Here is a 16,301-nt window from a genome sequence, read left to right on the forward strand (position 1 = left end):
GACAAGCCTTTTTTTGGGTTGAGAAAAGTCGAAACGGCGTGAGTTTTATCCGGTCCGCATGCTGGTGTTTGCAGCAGGCTTTCGCGCGGGCTTCCGCCAAAACAAGGTAAGGCTTTGGGTGGTGCACCAAAGCGCAAACAGCAGAAACAGCACCGACCAGGCGATGGCAGGGAGCACCGTCATGTGAGCCAGGTTGGCCGCGTCACCGGCCTGCCGCGGATTGGTCAAGGAAGTGATGGCCAGGGTAAGCGGCCCAACAACCGATTCTTCCAGGCAAAGGAAGGCGAGCAGAAGGTAATAGAAATTGCGCACGGTGCTGCCCAGCAAATAAAACACGATGTTCAGCGCCATAAAGATGACGAGCCACCAAACGCCGTAGCTGTTCCGGACAAAAAAGAGCAGGTTGACGGCAGCCAGCATCGTGATCAGGATCAGCCCGGCGGCCTGCTTGCGTTTGGCGTACCCGTAGAACAGAAGCACAGCGAAGATTGAAGCGATCGTATACCCCGACAGCGAGACGAGCACGGAGCTCCAGCCGGAGGATAAATAGGAGTAGGTGGTCCCGCTGTGATCGGCATTGAGTTCGATGCGCAGAACCCTTCCGGAGAGCAGCAGGGTGACGACCGCATGGCCGAACTCATGAATCATCGTATCCAGGGTGCGGAACCAGGAGGAAAACGGGATCAGCCGGGTCAGAATCGCGGATGCGACAAGAAACAATACAGCCTTCAAGGATTTATTCACGGGCAACGGGCAGCTCCTTTCAAAACGGTAACATGCGGAACTAATCTTTTGTTCCATCATACACGATCCAATGAAAAAGGGAAGCGCAGCGGAGCTGCACTTCCCGGTTGTTGCGAAACGAGTATATTACAGGCGAGCGGCTTACAGATCGTCGAATCCGTTGTCGTCGCCGACTTTGCCGTAGTTGCGGGATTTGGCTTCGAAGAAGTCCGTTTTGGTGGCGTTGAGCGCCTCGTCGGAGAAAGGACGAATCCATGGCATGCAGTTGGAATCCACGCCTTCGTAGCCTTTTTCCATCCCCATCATTTTCAGGCGTTTGTTGGCGATGTACTTGATGTAGTCGGACAGCTCATTCAGATCGATGCCTTTAACCTCGCTGAGCGTGTAGTGCGCCCAGTTCGTTTCCAGCTCTACCGCGCGGTCGATCGTGCGGTAGACGTAGTCCATGTTCTCCTTCGTGTTCAGCTCAGGGAAATCCTTGAGCAGCTGCTTGAACACTTCGCCGAAGAAGTAGCAGTGCTGGTTCTCGTCGCGCTGGATGTAGGAGATCATTTGGCTGGTCGCCATCATCTTCTGGTCACGGGCCAGGTTGTAGAAGAAGGCGAATGTGCTGTAGAAGAAAATGCCTTCCAGGATCAAGTCGGCCACAAGTGCTCTAAAGAACGTTTGCGGATTCTGCTCGTCGCGGAACTCCTGGTAAATTTCCGAGATGAAACGGTTGCGGTCGAGCAGCACCGGATCATGCTTCCAGTATTCGAAAATCTCTTTCTGCTCCTGCTCGGATACGATCGAAGAAAGCACGTAGGAGTAAGATTGGTTGTGCACGACTTCCTGCTGCCCGATGATAGCCGAGATGGCCTCCAGTGAGGAATCGGTAAAATAACGCTTTACGTCGCCGATGAACATCGTCTGCATCGAGTCCAGCACGGCGAGCAAAGAAATGTTGATCTTGAAGGTGCGCCGCTCTTCCGGATCGAGGTTGACGAACTGCTGCGCGTCTTTGGCCATCGGAATTTCGTCGGCGATCCAGTGGTTCAGCAGCAGAACCTTATACAATTTGTACATATGGGGCATGCGGATATCGTTCCAGTTCAGGATGCCCGAGCATTCACCTTCGATGATGCGGGTCGAGCGGTTCGGCGCTTCGGTGTTAAAAATCTTTTGCATTTGCATACTCGATTCCTCCTCGTAGTTCTGTTTTTACTTGCTTATATATCAACATCCACCGCAGAATGCTGTAATCCATATCAGTTGATCTAAATCATTCATCTCTTTCCCATACAATCTGTCTAAATGGTTTTGTACTTATCATGCAGTAGTGTATTTATAAGGTTTGATACAGTAGCTCTTTCCCGTTTTTAGTTGGCAGTTTAGCCGGACGCGTGGCGAGCTCCCGTATTTTGGCAAAGCCAAAACAGGGAGCAAGCCGCGCGACGCAAGGTGTCTCCGAGAATCGAGGAGACCACCATGCGCACCGCTCAAACGTAAAAGCGTGTCCCCCATAACCTGCAAAGCAGGAGGGGGACGAAAGCGACTCACAACACATATTCACATCAAGAAAATCCGCCACCCGCCGGTCATCCGCCAACATTCCGGGTGTCCAGAGGGCAGCGCCCTCGGGGCCCTCCCTTGGAAGGGAGGGTTTGGGAGGGATCGAAAAAGGTTTTAGGCTTTAATATCTTTTACGATGCACACGACTCGCACTCTTCAATCGTCAGCGCACGGCTGCGGACGTAGTACGTCGTTTTGATGCCGGCTTTCCAGGCGTGAAGGTGAAGCTCCAGGAATTCCGTCGCCCGGATATCCGGACGAACGTACAGATTGAAGCTTTGAGCCTGGTCGATATGGCGCTGACGCGCCGCGGCCATCTTGATGGACCAATGCTGGTCAATCAGGAATGCCGTTTTATAATACCAGATCGTCTTCTCGGACAGGTCCGGAGCCGGGTTGGCGATCTTGTAGGTCGTTTTTTCCTCGTAAGACAGAAGGTCGTACAGCGGATCGATGCTGGCGGTGGAGCCGGCAATGATCGAAGTCGAGCCGTTTGGCGCGATAGCGAACAGCCAGGCGTTGCGGACGCCGTTCTGCTGCACTTCCTGCTGGAGCTCTGTCCACTGCTCGGTGGTGACGAACTTGCCTTCATGCTCGCCGTCGACATAACCGCGGCTGGTGAAGTAAGCGCCGTTCTCCCAGTCGGAGCCTTTGAACTTCGGATAGTGGCCTTTTTCTTTGGCCAGCTCCATGCTGGATTTGACGAGCAGGTAGTTGATTTTTTCGTACAGATTGTCGTTATATTCAACCGCTTCGTCGGACTCCCAGCGGATGCCTTCAAGGGCGAGCAGGTGATGCAGGCCGAAGGTGCCGAGTCCAACCGCGCGGTATTGGCTGTTCGTATATTGGGCTTGCAGGACTTCAATGTTGTTAATGTCGATGACGTTATCCAGCATGCGTACCTGGATCGGCACCAGACGGTCCAGCACATTGTCCGGAACGGCACGGGCCAGGTGAATCGAGTTCAGGTTGCAGACGACGAAGTCGCCGGGAACCTTGGAAATGACGATCCGGGTTTGGCCGTCCTTGGTCACGAGTTCTTCTTTTTCCACCACGGTGGCGGACTGGTTCTGCATAATTTCGGTGCACAGGTTGGACGAGTAGATCATGCCATGGGCACGGTTCGGGTTCGCTCGGTTGACGGTATCCCGGTAGAACATGTACGGCGTGCCGGTTTCCAGCTGCGATTTCATGATGCGCTTCATGATGTCGATCGCAGGCACCGTAATTCTTGGAAGCAGCGGGTGGGCAACCGCTTCGGCATACTTCTCGCGGAACGATCCTTGACCTACCGTTTCGTCGTAATAATCCTCAAGACCCGCCGGACGGCCGTTGGCATCCTTCCAGCCCATAATTTTCTTCACTTCATGCGGGCAGAACAGGCTCCACTCGCTGCGAGCTTCGACCGCCTCCATGAACAGGTCAGGCAGGCACACGCCATGGAACACGTCATGCGCTCTCATGCGCTCGTCACCGTTGTTCAGCTTCAGGTCCAGGAAGGCCAGGATGTCCTTGTGGAAGACGTCCAGGTAGACGGCAACCGCACCTTTGCGAGTGCCGAGCTGGTCAACGCTGACCGCCGTGTTGTTCAGCTGGCGGATCCAAGGGATGACGCCGGAGCTGGTGTTCTTGTGACCGCGAATGTCGGAGCCGCGCGCCCGGACTTTGCCGAGGTAGACGCCGATGCCGCCGCCCATTTTGCTGAGACGGGCCACGTCGGTATTGGAGTCGAAAATCCCTTCCAACGAGTCGTCCACCGTGTCGATAAAGCAGCTGGACAGCTGTCCGGCGACCTTCTTGCCGGCGTTGGACATCGTTGGCGTAGCGGCGGTCATGTACAGGTTGCTCATGGCCCAATACGCTTCCTTCACGAGCTCAAGGCGCTTGTTCTCTGGCTCGGTGTGCATCAGGTACATGGCGATGACCATGTAGCGCTCCTGCGGAAGCTCCATAACGCGTCCGTCGAAATCATGCGCCAGGTAGCGGTCGGACAGGGTCAGCAGCCCGATATAGTCAAACAGCAGGTCGCATTTGTAATCGATGCAGCGGCCCAATTCTTCAATTTGCTCTTTGGTATAGCAGGTGAGGAGCTCCTCGCGGTAGATTCCTTTTTGCACCAGCTCGGTAATGAGAGGGTAGAACGCACCATATGGCTCGTCAGGATAGGCTTTGTAGCGGCGGTTGTAAGCGGCCTTCTTGTACAGGGAGGTCAGCAGCGAGCGCGCTGCGGCGAACTTCCAGTTCGGCTCCTCCTTGGTGACCAGCTCAAGCGCCGACATCGTGAACGCGCTGCTGATTTCGTCGCCGGTGACTTCCTCGCGGCGCAGTTTGCTCTGCACGCCCCGAAGGAGGCGCTCCTTGTCCAGGGTCTCCAGCCCCTCCAGGATTCGGTCGGCATAAACGGAGAGACGGATTTCATCAAAAGCCAGCTGGCGGTTGTTCGGTTTGGTAACGAGCTGCGGCATGGTGCAGATCTCCTTTCAAAGTTTGTATATTTGGTATAACGGAAAGTAGGACGATGCTGTTAAGAGGGAGCTCTTGCTGTGCTTGCCCATACAAAAGGCATTTCCGAAGAACCTGGAGCACAGGTACGAAAATGCCGCTAGATCCCGTATGCCCTATTTTCGAGCATGGGAAAAAATATCTATCACCCTATGTATAGATATCGACTGGCATCACGCACCTATTCCTCGTAGGCCTTTCGTGAGACAAAACAGGCAGGTCTCCTGACTCCCGAAAATGCGATATTCGGCGCCTTCCCGTCCGCGTGACGGACAGTGGCCTTAGCCGATATCGTGCCGAAAGCTCGGAGCTCTCGGCCTTCCGGTTACAGTGGCGGGACCGTGACGGATTCACACCGTGCTTCCCTATTATGAACGCCTGGCAAATCGAGCCGTGTTCACCTGTTTCCACTATATTTGGTTGCTTTCATACTAATTTAACCCAATATATTGTGTTTGTAAACCTAATTCCTCTTAAAAGACGAGCAATGAGAATTATACCAGATGGACCCCCGGGGCGCTACTGTGAACCATTGGAGATTAGCCTCTAGAGGGGGCTGAAAAGGTAGAAATCGGGCGAAATTTGCAGGAAAAACGCGAATAAAAAATTTTGCAGGCCATCCTTTTGCGATTCCATAGACGGTCGGGTACAATAAAATTAGGAATAAAGTTCGATCCGCTTGCAAAAGGATAAAGGAGGCGCACGACCATGGCAATTGCAGAGGTAACGGTCATTCCGATCGGAACGGCCACGACCAGCCTGAGCTCCTATGTGGCACAAATGCAGCAGGTGCTGGCGGAGCAGAAGGGGATCAGCTACGAACTGACGTCGATGAGCACGATTATTGAGGGGGCTCTTCCGGATGTATGGCAGGCGATAGCAGCCCTGCACGAAGCACCGTTCCTGGCCGGCGCGCAGCGCGTATCCACTTCGGTCAAAATCGACGACAGACGGGACAAAGCCTCATCCAGCGCCCAGAAGCTGCAATCGGTCCGCGACAAATTGAAATAAATTCCAATCGCAATGAAGTATTGCATTTTGGAAAAGAAGTTGTATAATAGTTTTTGTTTGACGGAAAATTTCATTTTCCACGCTGGTGTAGCTCAGGGGTAGAGCAACGCACTCGTAATGCGTAGGTCGGGGGTTCAATTCCCTTCACCAGCATCTTTCATAAGCCTTACAGGACGCGGGTTTCCGGATTTCGGAGACCGCGTCTTTTTTGTTGATTTGGGCGATCTTCTACCATTTTTCTACCCTTTAGTCGAGTAAAGCGGGTTTTTCGCCATCAATGAAAAGAAAATGGAATTTCCCCTGTTAGCTGTCGCAGGTCCTAGCAGCGCAGCATGAGCGATCCAGAGGCACGCAAAGGTATTCCAAATTAGGACAAGAATCAGGAATGATAAAGACCTGTATGTAAGAACCAATTATCTATACGGGGCATATTATATAGTGGCTCATAAAACTTCCTTGATGTAAGGCAACGCCCGCTTTCGAAGCGGGCGTTTTTATTCAAAAAAAAAAATTAAATCTTAAGTGCGTTTACCCATACCAAATAGTGGAATATACATATTGTAATATTAACTTCTGACAAAGGAGGTACATGTATGAGCGACGGTGTTGTTGGTGGCGTAGGATACGGTTACGGTTTGCACAGCAATGTAGGTGCTATCCTGGTGCTCTTTATTCTGTTGGTAATTATTGTTAAGGCATTCTGTTGGTAATAAAAAGTCAGGAATGAGGAAGCCCCTGCTGGCTAAGTGCAGGCAGGGGCTTTTTTATTTATAAATAAAGTAGTTTCTTACTATCTGGGTACGTACAAGTTGTTACTAGGGTAGCACGTGTTGTGCTAATCCCGTCAGCCCGCCGGGGCTCTCCGAGACCTAGAAAAAATAGTCTTTTAAACCGCTGACTCTGTCCACAACGCTGAAAGGTTTCTTTCATAGAATAAAACTGATCCTATGAAGAAAGGGGAATATCACATGAGCGAAGTTGGTGGAGTTGGTTATGGTGGTGGCTGGTCGACGAGCGTCGGCATCATTCTTGTCCTCTTTATTCTGCTTGTCATCATCGCGAAAACTTGGGGATACTAATTGCTGAACGGTCCTTAGCCCACCTGGTCGATCCGGGGGCATGAGACCAGCACAAGCGAAGCGCAGTGATCCGTTACGGATCCTGCGCTTTTTTTATACATATCATCGGCGGAATTTTCAGCGGACAAACGCCTAGCTGTAACGGCGGGGAGCTGAGAGTGATCCAGCCGCCGGAGGGCTTCCCGGTACCGATGATGCCTGATCTGGCCGATGAGCACAGCCCTGGGATCACGGATATGAATCGTTAAGGCTGACAGCCTGCCCCGGGCTTCTGTAGTCCTAGTAAAGCGTCCCATGCCTGAATAATCCCGGTATCCCTGGGTAAAATACGGGGGATCATTCCTAGAGGAGGTAAACAGCAATGACGATGGTTCGCGACGTAATGACCAAAGACGTAAAGGTATGCGCACCCCATGATTCGATCACGGCTGCGGCGCAAATCATGCGCGATGTCAACTGTGGATCGGTTCCGGTCTGCGAAGGCAAAAAAGTGGTAGGTATGATTACCGACCGCGATATCGTGCTGAACTGCGTAGCTGCGGGTAAAGACCCGGGCAGCGTACACTGCCATGACTGCATGACAAGCGATGTCATTTCGTGCTCGCCGGACACTGATGCCCACGAGTGCGCGCAATTGATGGCCGACCATCAAATCCGCCGCATTCCGGTTGTAGAGAACGGAGAAATGGTAGGGATCTGCGCAATTGGCGACCTGGCAACGATGAACATCCACATCAACGAAGCCGGCGATGCGCTCAGCCAAATTTCCGAACCTCTCCATTAAGAGGACGGTGCGGCAGGGAAACTAGTTTCGCAGCAGAGCACCCGTAAAGCGAAAGAAAGCGCGATACGGGTGCTTTTTCTCTATTGTGGCGTTCAGATTTTCTGTTGACTTCAGGCCAATCGCTCATTACAATAATTTGTAACAACATAGGCGATGGAGTTCGCCTTTAACCGCCCGTGAGCTAATGACTCCTACCAGTGCAGACACTGGTAGGAGTCTATTTTTTTTGCAGACATTCCGGCACCGGGACAAGCAGGGAGCGGTAATTTGCCCCTGAATGAGGAACAATAGGAAATACATCATAGCTGGGGGGAAACCGCTGTAATGGGAAAACGGATGACGAGGGGAAAACGCAGGTTATATGTATACGCAGGCAAATTTATGCATCTCGCGCTGCTTGGCTATATCGTGAAGTGGTCGGTCATCGGGAGTCTGGTGGGGGTGCTCACAGGCACCGGATCGGCCTTGTTTCTGGCAGCGCTGGATGCCGTTACGCAGCAGCGTCTGCAGCACCCATGGCTCCTATGGCTGCTTCCATTTGGGGGAGCCTTGGTGAGCTACCTGTATTGGAAATACGGCAAGGACGCATCCAAGGGCAACAACTTGATACTGGAGCAGATTCATGACGGCGGCGGGGCTATTCCGCTGCGTATGGCTCCGCTCGTCCTGTTCGGAACGATTCTGACCCATTGGTTCGGCGGCTCGGCCGGACGGGAAGGTACGGCGGTGCAGATGGGTGGAAGCCTGTCGGAGTGGATCGGCAAGAGACTTCGGCTGAGCCCCGCCGACCGGCGTATCATTCTAATGTGCGGCATCAGCAGCGGTTTTGGCTCGGTCTTTGGGACGCCGCTCGCCGGAACGGTCTTCGGGCTGGAGGTGCTCGCGTTAGGGATGATCCGTTACGAAGCGCTGTTTGCCTGTTTTGTGGCGAGCTTTATCGGGGATTTGACCACGAAGGCCTGGGGAATTCATCATATTCATTATTCCGTAAACACGATTCCGGCGATCACGCTGATCACGGTGCTGAAGGTCGTGCTCGCGTCGATGGTGTTCGGCCTGGCCAGCATTTTGTTCAGCGAGCTGACGCATTGGCTGAAGGCGCGGTTCACCGGCTGGTTCCGGAATCCGGCGGTCAAGAGCTTTGCCGGGGGCTGCATCCTGATTGCCATTGTCTACGCATTCGGCACAAGGGAATACCTCGGGCTTGGCCTTCCGCTGATCAGCGATGCTTTTGAAGGGACGGCGCCAAAGCTGGCGTTTCTCTGGAAAACCGTGTTCACTTCGATTACGCTGGGGGCCGGATTTCAAGGCGGAGAGGTGACTCCGCTCTTCGTCATCGGCGCTACGCTGGGCAGCACGCTGGCGAGCCTGCTGCATCTAGCGGTGCCGTTTATGGCAGCCCTCGGTTTTATTGCAGTGTTCAGCGGTGCGACGAATACCCCGATTGCCTGCTTTATTATGGGGATCGAGCTGTTCGGTTCGGGGAATTTGGTATACATGTTCATCGCCTGCGTCGTCAGCTATTATTTTTCCGGGCATACCGGCATCTATGTGTCGCAGCGGATTGGGGTGTCCAAGTCCAGGCTGCTGCGCCTGCCGGAACAGGCAACGCTGGCTTCGGTCCGAGGGAGGAAGGGAAGGCAGAAGGGGAAAAGGGAGCGCGCCTAATTTTTTTGGCAAGACATCTTCCCCTCTGGGCGCCCTGGGCATATGCTATCCCATCATCGATTGGAGGGATTGCATTGTCTTCTGGAAAGAAAGCTCAAGTGAAACACTTAGCATGGCATGAAACATTGGAAATGCATGAGCTGGTAGCAGCACAGTCCAACGACCTGATTTGCCTGAAAATGGACATCGGCAAGGTCACCGATCCGCAGCTGCACGCCCTGTATAAAGAGGCTATTATGAGCCTGGAGCAAAACATAAAGGACCTGCTGCAGTTTTACCCGCAAGCACCGGTCCCGGCAGCGAGAGGCGGCAAAGCCGAGGCGGCAGACATGACGGGCTTTTATGCCGGCCATTTGCTGGGCAAGGCCAAAGGTTGGGTTCGCAATTATGCGCTTGCGATTACGGAAACGGCAACACCGGCCTTAAGGGAGGTTTTCGTTAAGCATCTGAACAATGCGATCAAACTCCATGCCAAGGTTTTTGATTTTATGGAGGAGCGTTCGATGTACCCTGCTTACGACCTGGAGCGGCTCCTGGCCAATGATCTGGAAAATGCGAAAAAGGCGTTAAGCATGTAACATCTCCACCACTTGGGGCAAGGGGGAAAAGAGATATCGAGGAAAGTCCGGGAGCCTGGTCCCGGGCTTTCCTCGTTTTTCGGCCAAATCCTACACCGTGAAGCCGGGTCTCCCCAGCAGTTGGCTTATGCAGTATACTTTCATTAAAGTAATAAATAGTTTACGTGGAACGAATAAATAGTTTACGTGAAACGGATTAACAGTTCAGGAGGTGAACGATGTGATTATGGTCAGTTCTTGCCTGGCCGGACTGAAAGTCCGCTATAACGGAACGGACAGCCTGAATGACGTGATTCAGCAATTGGTGGCGCAAAACAGGGCAATGACGGTCTGCCCCGAACTGCTGGGGGGATTCGTCACCCCGAGAGAGCCTGCGGAGATCGTAGGCGGTGATGGGAGGGACGTGCTGGAGGGCCGGGCCAGGGTTGTTGAGAAATCGGGCCGTGACGTAAGCGGAATGTATATTCAGGGGGCTCACCGGACGCTGGAAAAAGCCCGTGAAGTCGGTGCGTCCATGGTGGTGCTCAAAGAGTACAGCCCCTCCTGCGGAAGCGCCATGATATATAACGGTTCCTTCGCCAATGAGAAGGTTGCTGGCAGCGGGGTGACAACCGCCATGCTGGAACGGGAGGGCATTCGGGTGATGTCCGAAGAGACGTTTTTGGAGGCTCTGGACTCAGGGCTCCTCTAAGATCGCTGTATCGCTCGTCCATCCGTGAAAGTTTCGGACAAGTTTGCCGGGGCGGATGAATATATATGACCTTAAAGGAGGTCATATGATGCTCAAGAAGAAACGGTTTCGCAACTATGCGCTCTGGATCAGTATGGTCTCGCAGGTGCTTCTGCTGGTGCAGCTGATCGGCCATCTCACAGGCGCGTTTGAACTGTCGGATATGAAGCGGCAAGAGCTCGTGGCGGCCGCAGACCTGGTGCTCGGAATTTTGGCGACGCTGGGGATTATCTCCAACCCGACCAAGCCGAACAGCGGCGGATATAATTTGTAGACGGGAACCCTGCCGTGCAGCCTGCAGCTGCCGGGCAGGGTGTCTTTTTTGCCAAATTCCGGTTTCCACGCAAAGCAGCTGAATCCGCTGGGAAGCAGCATCCCTTCTTGGCGGCGCGATTTCGGGTAGGAACGATCTGTCCCGTTTGATATGATGGAAGGAAAGACTTGCCGGGAGGAGAAGCTTCATGAAAATACTGGTATCAGGATTTGAGCCCTTTGGCGGAAATGCGGTCAATCCGACGGAGCAGCTCGTGCGGGATATCCGGGAGGAGACGTTTGCGGAGGCCGAGATCCGGACGGTTCTGCTTCCGGTCCATTATGACGAATGTGCCGAAAGGCTGCTTGAGGCGGTGCGTGACTTTCAGCCGGACGCCGTAATCTGCTGCGGCCTGGCCGCAGGCCGGACGGCGGTAACGCCGGAGCGGATCGCGGTGAACGTCAAGGACGTGGCGCCGGAAGCGGCATACGCCGACAACAAAGGGGAGAGACCGCAGGATCTGCCCATTAATCCGGCAGGACCGGACGGATTGTTCTCACGGCTTCCGATCCGTGAGGCCGTGAACCGGCTGAAGGCGGAGGGGATTCCGGCTGCCGTGTCCGAGTCGGCCGGCACGTTTATTTGCAACAACACGATGTACGCCGTGCTGGATTATATCCGTGAGCAGAAGCTGCCCACGCTGGCGGGGTTTGTCCATTTTCCGGCCTCCACGGAAATGGCGCTGCAGAAGCCGGGCCTGCCTTCGCTGCCGCAGGAAATGATGCTGCGGGCGCTGCGCGTGATCATCCACGCGACGATTGATGCGGTAAAGCAGCAGCGGCAGCCCGCGGTGTAACGGGTATCGCTCACTGGCTGACATCTCCAGGTGCTTGTTCAAAACAAGCGCCGGGGGTGTTTTTTTGCTGTTATTGCCCTTCGCCGGCTTGCTGAACCGGACGCTTGAAAAAACCGATCAGGCGGTCCTGATGCGGCACGATCTGTACAAGCTCCCAGCCATGGCGCCCCCACGAGGACAGTGCATAATTAAAGTCCACCGCCGTATGGCCGCGGTATGATTGCACGTATTCGAGCAGCCCCGCGTCCGTCCCGTATTCCCATTCCAGCGGCTCGTCGCCAGCGGAATGACGGTAATGCTGGGGCAGTCCGCTTAGGCGCACGCCTGTGGTGCAGAGTGCTTGGAGAATGGCTTCTTGCTCCGTTTCTTCCAGGGCTAAAAAGCGCGGCGGCTGCGGGAGATGAAACTGGGCGTGAGAATGGAAAATTTGCAGCACTGCCGTGCCGCACGGATTGCCGGTTTCGTCTCTGACCACATACCATACGCATCGCTCACGCTCCTCGGGCGGGCCCCAGTTCTCGACTGACTCCGATAAGCGGAATCCGGCGGGGACCTCATATCCCGACTTCCGCACCTCCTCGCAGATCGGACCCATCAGCTGTTGAATATAGACGCCGTAGGCGCGGTCGCCGAATTCCGCAAACATGCTGCTGAGTTCCTCCGCATGCTCTTGAAGAATCGCATCCCAAATTTCGCCCAGGTGCCGGTTCATGGACCGGACAACCGAATAAATTGGATTCATATAAAACTCCCTTCACATCGTAAAATTTTGCTTAGGCTGTTCTGATTCCGTTGCGGAATAAACTCTGCCCATTAATCTAATGGTTTTAGATTAATCTAATGGAATTAGAATAAAGGCATATGCTATAATTGTCAAGTGAAAAGGAGGGCTCTTCGATGGCCAGAAAACGAACGGTGCCCCAGCATCCCTTCTCCGGCACGGGGGAACAGGAGGAGCTGCACATTCCACTAGACCGTGACCGGATTGTCCGGACGGCGCTCCGCGTGTTGAACGAATTTGGCTTGAAGGAGCTGAGCATGCGCAAGATTGCCGATGAGCTCCAGGTAAAGACCGCTTCTCTGTATTATCATGTGAAGGATAAAGACCAGCTGCTCCAGCTTATCGGGGATAAAATAAGCGAAGAAATGGACAGGCCCGACCCGGACCTGCCTTGGCAGGAACAGCTGATCCAGTGGGGGCATGCATTCCGGCGCGTACTGCACCGCTACCGTGATGCGGTGGACCTGTTCAATGGCGGCATCGCCATGGGGTACCACCGTCTGCTGCAGATTGAAAGACTGTACCAAATTTTTGCATCGGCCGGATTTGCGGATGATCACATCCCGTGGATGGCATCCATGGTGAAGAACCATGTGCTCGGCTTTGTGGCCGAGGAGGTGCGGCTGAAGGGGATGGCCGGTTCCGGCGAGGAAGCCCAGGCTCAGCTCAGCGAGGAGTACGCCGGGTTCTTCCGCAGTTTGCCAAGGGAGCAGTTTCCGAATATGATCCGTCTGGCTTCCCATACGACCGGTACCGGATGGCAGGAGGAATTCGAATTCGGGCTGGACGTCCTGATGGACGGCTTCCGGCAGAGGCTGACCGTCTGATCCGGCGCTAAGCAAAAAAATCAGGGGGACTAGGAAGTCCGCCCTGATTTTTTTCCGTAAAACACCGCGAAGTCCAAATACTTGTACATACAGTCCACGTCTTCAAAGCCGGCCTCTTCCATCCACTGCATCTGGTCGGCGGCGGTAGCGTTGATATCCAGGCTTCTGCGTTCAATCGACGCCTGAATGGCTTCTTCCGGCAGACCGCTTGCCCTGATTTCTTCCAGCCAGCGTCTCCGGTAATATACGTCCGCCTGGTCGGTATGGCCCTTCACCTGATCGGCATTGACAAAGATGCCGCCTTCATTCAGCAGCCGATGAATCGTGGCGAACAGCTGCCTTTTTTCCGGGTGGGTCAGATGATGAATGGACAGAGAAGAGGCGACGACGTCGTAAGTTTGCGTAAACGGATAACTGCTGTAATCCCCGGTAATATAATCTACATTGGGTGCCCCGTGGAACCGCCGGCGGGCCTCCTGCAGCATGCTGTCGCTTAAATCCATCAGTGTAAGCCGGGCCTCAGGGTATTTGAGCAGTACCATGCTGGAGAACAGGCCTGTTCCGGCCCCCAGATCCAAAATACATGGAGAAGAATTGCCGCACTCCACCAGGGACAGGGCCATCCCGTAAAAGTCGTCGAAGCAGGGAATCAGCCCCCTCCGCTGCCGGTCATAGTCCTTTGCATTGGCGTCAAAAAGCTTGATCACAGATCTGTCCATCACCATTCTCCTTTACCCGTGGATTGTTGGAATTGACTTCATTGTACCGGCAGTCCGCTCATTATGGAAATATATAAACCGTATTATACTTATAGGTATTTCCTATATCATTCCTTCCACGGATCAGCATTGATAAGCTCGATAGAGTTGTGGCGGCAAGGTCCTTTAACCTCGGGAACATTGCGCATTTTCATAGGGCAAATGGACTTGAATGATATTTGTCCAAACCGATTCGCCTTACGCGGCATACGATAGAGTATAAACAGGAGAGAGGGGGAGAAACCATGAGTGGTGTAGGAAACCCATTTACCTCAACGGGAGCCATCCTGGTTCTGTTTATTCTGCTCGTCATCATTACCAAATCCTTTATTTATTAATCCATGGGCCCAAGCGGTCCTTGGGCAACGAAGCTCCCGCCCTCCGGCGGGGCTTTCGCCATTTCATAACAAGGGCAGATACCGCAGTATATACATAGGGATTGAAAAAGGAAATATAGACGAGTAAATGGGAGAATGGATTAGTATACGGAGGGAAATAGCGCATACAAGCAGTTTTGGGTTCAGACGATTATAACGCTATAATGAAAAACAGTGAACCATCGGACCCGGCGAACCTGAGAGTGGGGAGCCCGCTTGAACACCCCGTAACATTTCATGAACGGATAGCAGCACGATCAGCCCTACAGATACAACTTTATATCCACAGGAGGGATTATTTCTTGTTTTTGAACTGGATCAAACAAGGCTTCTTTAGCAATGTCAGAAAGGATATTTTGTCCGGCCTAACCGTTGCCTTTGCGCTTATTCCCGAAGCCATCGCGTTCTCTATTATGGCCGGCGTGGATCCGATGGTCGGTCTCTACGCATCCTTTGTGATTGCCGTCAGCATTTCATTTTTCGGCGGACGCCCGGGGATGATTTCGGCGGCCACCGGCGCCATGGCATCCTTGATGGGACCGATCGTTGCCAAGTACGGGATCGAGTATTTGTTTGCGACCACAGTGCTGACCGGCATTCTGCAGTGGATCATGGGGGCGCTGAAATTCGGGCGCTTCATCACATTTATCCCGCAATCGGTCATCGTGGGCTTTGTTAACGCGCTGGCGATCGTTATTTTTATGGCGCAGCTGCCGAATTTTGAAGGGGCTACCTGGATCATGTACTTGATGGTGGCCGCGACGCTGCTGATCATTTATCTGTTCCCGCTGCTCACCAAAGCGGTGCCTTCAGCGCTTGTCGCCATTATCGTCATGACGATCATTTCGGTGCTGACCCATGCCGATGTCCGTACCGTTGGCGATATGGGTACCATTACGCAGTCGCTTCCCGCATTTCATGTTCCGTCGGTTCCCTTGTCGTTTCATATGTTCCTGACGATTTTGCCTTATGCGCTGGCGCTCGCCGTCGTCGGTATGACCGAGACGCTCTTGACCGCCAACCTGGTGGATGAGCTGACCGATACCGGCAGCAACAAAAACCGCGAGATCAAGGGGCAGGGCGTCGCCAACATCCTCACCGGCTTTTTCGGCGGGATGGCCGGCTGCGCCATGATCGGCCAGACGGTCATCAATGTGAAGTCGGGGGGACGCTCCCGGCTGTCGACCTTTATCGCCGGCGCCTTTCTGCTGTTCCTGATCCTCGTGCTCGGCGATGTCGTCAAGCAGGTGCCGATGGCGGCGCTGGTGGGCGTTATGATCATGGTGTCGGTGGGCACGTTCGACTGGCATTCTTTACGAACGATGAACAAGGTGCCGCTGGGCGACACGATCGTCATGGTCGTGACCGTCGTAATCGTTGTGGCCACGTCCAACCTGGCGATCGGCGTTGTGACCGGAGTCATTCTGAGCGCCCTGAATTTTGGCTGGAAAATGGCGCGTATTCACGCGCAGATCCATATCGATGAGCATGGGGTAAAGGTGTACGAAATCAAAGGGCAGATGTTTTTCGGAACGATGAACCATTTTGTGCATCTCTTTCATTACCAGGAGGATCCGGAGCAGATTGCGATTGACTTTTCCTACTCCCACGTTTGGGATCAATCGGGCGTGAACGCCGTGTCCAAGGTGCTGGCCAAATATGAGGCGCTGGACAAAAAGGTGGCCGTCCGGGGATTGAATCCGGAGAGCCAGCGTATCATCGACAAGATTGGCGTAGCCTCGGTATCGTCCCATTAACCATCTCGTAAAACCTGCATTTTATATACGATATGAGAGAAGCCT

17 protein-coding genes, 1 tRNA gene and 2 riboswitches are annotated in these 16,301 nt (G+C 53.7%); of the genes, 13 read left to right on the forward strand and 5 right to left on the reverse strand.

The features are described 5' to 3' along the window. Positions 1-45 precede the first annotated feature (45 nt). From IAE55_RS15060 to IAE55_RS15070, 3 genes are all read right to left on the reverse strand, one after another. Positions 46-744: a M50 family metallopeptidase gene (locus IAE55_RS15060; RefSeq protein WP_200633146.1), complete on the reverse strand. Its 699-nt coding sequence runs from the start codon at positions 742-744 to the stop codon at positions 46-48. 141 nt (positions 745-885) lie between these two features. Then, entirely contained in the window at positions 886-1,917 is a 1,032-nt protein-coding gene (locus IAE55_RS15065) for a ribonucleotide-diphosphate reductase subunit beta (RefSeq protein WP_145026826.1), read from the reverse strand. A 509-nt stretch (positions 1,918-2,426) separates the two neighbouring features. Then, on the reverse strand, positions 2,427-4,760 hold the full coding sequence (locus IAE55_RS15070; protein WP_200633147.1) for a ribonucleoside-diphosphate reductase subunit alpha: 2,334 nt from the start codon (positions 4,758-4,760) through the stop codon (positions 2,427-2,429). A 234-nt stretch (positions 4,761-4,994) separates the two neighbouring features. After that, positions 4,995-5,217: riboswitch (cobalamin riboswitch) on the reverse strand. A gap of 288 nt (positions 5,218-5,505) precedes the next feature. Between IAE55_RS15070 and IAE55_RS15075 the strand changes: the two genes are divergently transcribed. The 10 genes from IAE55_RS15075 to IAE55_RS15115 all read left to right on the forward strand — a co-directional run bounded on the left by IAE55_RS15075 (position 5,506) and on the right by IAE55_RS15115 (position 11,756). Next, on the forward strand, positions 5,506-5,808 hold the full coding sequence (locus tag IAE55_RS15075; RefSeq protein WP_076172827.1) for an MTH1187 family thiamine-binding protein: 303 nt from the start codon (positions 5,506-5,508) through the stop codon (positions 5,806-5,808). Positions 5,809-5,889: 81 nt separating this feature from the next. Further along, positions 5,890-5,961 (forward strand) — tRNA-Thr (locus IAE55_RS15080). Positions 5,962-6,401: 440 nt separating this feature from the next. Further along, positions 6,402-6,518, forward strand: coding sequence for a YjcZ family sporulation protein (locus IAE55_RS33820; protein ID WP_208837126.1), 117 nt, complete (start codon positions 6,402-6,404; stop codon positions 6,516-6,518). A 258-nt stretch (positions 6,519-6,776) separates the two neighbouring features. Next, the gene (locus IAE55_RS15085) at positions 6,777-6,887 is read left to right on the forward strand and encodes a sporulation protein YjcZ (protein WP_105445680.1); all 111 of its coding nucleotides are present in this window, start codon (positions 6,777-6,779) and stop codon (positions 6,885-6,887) included. A 361-nt stretch (positions 6,888-7,248) separates the two neighbouring features. Further along, positions 7,249-7,671 carry a CBS domain-containing protein gene (locus tag IAE55_RS15090; protein ID WP_200633148.1) on the forward strand — a complete coding sequence of 141 codons (423 nt, stop codon included), beginning with the start codon at positions 7,249-7,251 and terminating at the stop codon, positions 7,669-7,671. A gap of 140 nt (positions 7,672-7,811) precedes the next feature. Beyond that, positions 7,812-7,872: riboswitch (Fluoride riboswitch) on the forward strand. 135 nt (positions 7,873-8,007) lie between these two features. Further along, positions 8,008-9,339: a voltage-gated chloride channel family protein gene (locus IAE55_RS15095; protein WP_200633228.1), complete on the forward strand. Its 1,332-nt coding sequence runs from the start codon at positions 8,008-8,010 to the stop codon at positions 9,337-9,339. Between the two features lie 131 nt (positions 9,340-9,470). Beyond that, positions 9,471-9,917 carry a spore coat protein gene (locus tag IAE55_RS15100; protein ID WP_105445830.1) on the forward strand — a complete coding sequence of 149 codons (447 nt, stop codon included), beginning with the start codon at positions 9,471-9,473 and terminating at the stop codon, positions 9,915-9,917. Between the two features lie 220 nt (positions 9,918-10,137). Further along, the gene (locus tag IAE55_RS15105) at positions 10,138-10,608 is read left to right on the forward strand and encodes a DUF523 domain-containing protein (protein ID WP_200633149.1); all 471 of its coding nucleotides are present in this window, start codon (positions 10,138-10,140) and stop codon (positions 10,606-10,608) included. A gap of 85 nt (positions 10,609-10,693) precedes the next feature. After that, on the forward strand, positions 10,694-10,921 hold the full coding sequence (locus tag IAE55_RS15110) for a phage holin (RefSeq protein WP_094599702.1): 228 nt from the start codon (positions 10,694-10,696) through the stop codon (positions 10,919-10,921). A gap of 187 nt (positions 10,922-11,108) precedes the next feature. Next, positions 11,109-11,756: a pyroglutamyl-peptidase I gene (locus IAE55_RS15115; RefSeq protein ID WP_105445676.1), complete on the forward strand. Its 648-nt coding sequence runs from the start codon at positions 11,109-11,111 to the stop codon at positions 11,754-11,756. 70 nt (positions 11,757-11,826) lie between these two features. On the opposite strand, the gene IAE55_RS15120 is transcribed toward IAE55_RS15115, so the two are convergent. Then, complete coding sequence (locus IAE55_RS15120) at positions 11,827-12,498, reverse strand: DUF6022 family protein (RefSeq protein WP_145161331.1); 672 nt, start codon at positions 12,496-12,498, stop codon at positions 11,827-11,829. Between the two features lie 155 nt (positions 12,499-12,653). Here IAE55_RS15120 and IAE55_RS15125 point away from each other — a divergent pair, with 155 nt between their 5' ends. Further along, positions 12,654-13,364 carry a TetR/AcrR family transcriptional regulator gene (locus IAE55_RS15125; protein WP_200633150.1) on the forward strand — a complete coding sequence of 237 codons (711 nt, stop codon included), beginning with the start codon at positions 12,654-12,656 and terminating at the stop codon, positions 13,362-13,364. A 29-nt stretch (positions 13,365-13,393) separates the two neighbouring features. On the opposite strand, the gene IAE55_RS15130 is transcribed toward IAE55_RS15125, so the two are convergent. After that, on the reverse strand, positions 13,394-14,083 hold the full coding sequence (locus tag IAE55_RS15130; protein WP_145161326.1) for a class I SAM-dependent methyltransferase: 690 nt from the start codon (positions 14,081-14,083) through the stop codon (positions 13,394-13,396). 284 nt (positions 14,084-14,367) lie between these two features. Here IAE55_RS15130 and IAE55_RS15135 point away from each other — a divergent pair, with 284 nt between their 5' ends. Then, the gene (locus IAE55_RS15135; RefSeq protein ID WP_084203986.1) at positions 14,368-14,460 is read left to right on the forward strand and encodes a sporulation protein YjcZ; all 93 of its coding nucleotides are present in this window, start codon (positions 14,368-14,370) and stop codon (positions 14,458-14,460) included. A gap of 341 nt (positions 14,461-14,801) precedes the next feature. Continuing rightward, a complete protein-coding gene (locus IAE55_RS15140) occupies positions 14,802-16,256 on the forward strand; it encodes a SulP family inorganic anion transporter (RefSeq protein ID WP_234489563.1) in 1,455 nt (484 codons plus the stop codon). Positions 16,257-16,301: the final 45 nt, after the last annotated feature.

Source organism: Paenibacillus sp. S28 (assembly GCF_016624415.1).
In the GTDB taxonomy this organism is placed as follows: Bacteria; Bacillota; Bacilli; order Paenibacillales; family Paenibacillaceae; genus Paenibacillus_AQ; species Paenibacillus_AQ favisporus.

What these genes read in the sequence shown, in the direction of transcription:
- IAE55_RS33820 (WP_208837126.1), top strand. Translation starts at nt 6,402, where the DNA reads ATGAGCGACGGTGTTGTTGGTGGCGTAGGATACGGTTACGGTTTGCAC.
- IAE55_RS15120 (WP_145161331.1), bottom strand. Translation starts at nt 12,498, where the DNA reads ATGAATCCAATTTATTCGGTTGTCCGGTCCATGAACCGGCACCTGGGC.
- IAE55_RS15130 (WP_145161326.1), bottom strand. Translation starts at nt 14,083, where the DNA reads ATGGACAGATCTGTGATCAAGCTTTTTGACGCCAATGCAAAGGACTAT.
- IAE55_RS15075 (WP_076172827.1), top strand. Translation starts at nt 5,506, where the DNA reads ATGGCAATTGCAGAGGTAACGGTCATTCCGATCGGAACGGCCACGACC.
- IAE55_RS15135 (WP_084203986.1), top strand. Translation starts at nt 14,368, where the DNA reads ATGAGTGGTGTAGGAAACCCATTTACCTCAACGGGAGCCATCCTGGTT.
- IAE55_RS15115 (WP_105445676.1), top strand. Translation starts at nt 11,109, where the DNA reads ATGAAAATACTGGTATCAGGATTTGAGCCCTTTGGCGGAAATGCGGTC.
- IAE55_RS15065 (WP_145026826.1), bottom strand. Translation starts at nt 1,917, where the DNA reads ATGCAAATGCAAAAGATTTTTAACACCGAAGCGCCGAACCGCTCGACC.
- IAE55_RS15095 (WP_200633228.1), top strand. Translation starts at nt 8,008, where the DNA reads ATGACGAGGGGAAAACGCAGGTTATATGTATACGCAGGCAAATTTATG.
- IAE55_RS15090 (WP_200633148.1), top strand. Translation starts at nt 7,249, where the DNA reads ATGACGATGGTTCGCGACGTAATGACCAAAGACGTAAAGGTATGCGCA.
- IAE55_RS15125 (WP_200633150.1), top strand. Translation starts at nt 12,654, where the DNA reads ATGGCCAGAAAACGAACGGTGCCCCAGCATCCCTTCTCCGGCACGGGG.
- IAE55_RS15110 (WP_094599702.1), top strand. Translation starts at nt 10,694, where the DNA reads ATGATGCTCAAGAAGAAACGGTTTCGCAACTATGCGCTCTGGATCAGT.
- IAE55_RS15100 (WP_105445830.1), top strand. Translation starts at nt 9,471, where the DNA reads ATGCATGAGCTGGTAGCAGCACAGTCCAACGACCTGATTTGCCTGAAA.
- IAE55_RS15085 (WP_105445680.1), top strand. Translation starts at nt 6,777, where the DNA reads ATGAGCGAAGTTGGTGGAGTTGGTTATGGTGGTGGCTGGTCGACGAGC.
- IAE55_RS15070 (WP_200633147.1), bottom strand. Translation starts at nt 4,760, where the DNA reads ATGCCGCAGCTCGTTACCAAACCGAACAACCGCCAGCTGGCTTTTGAT.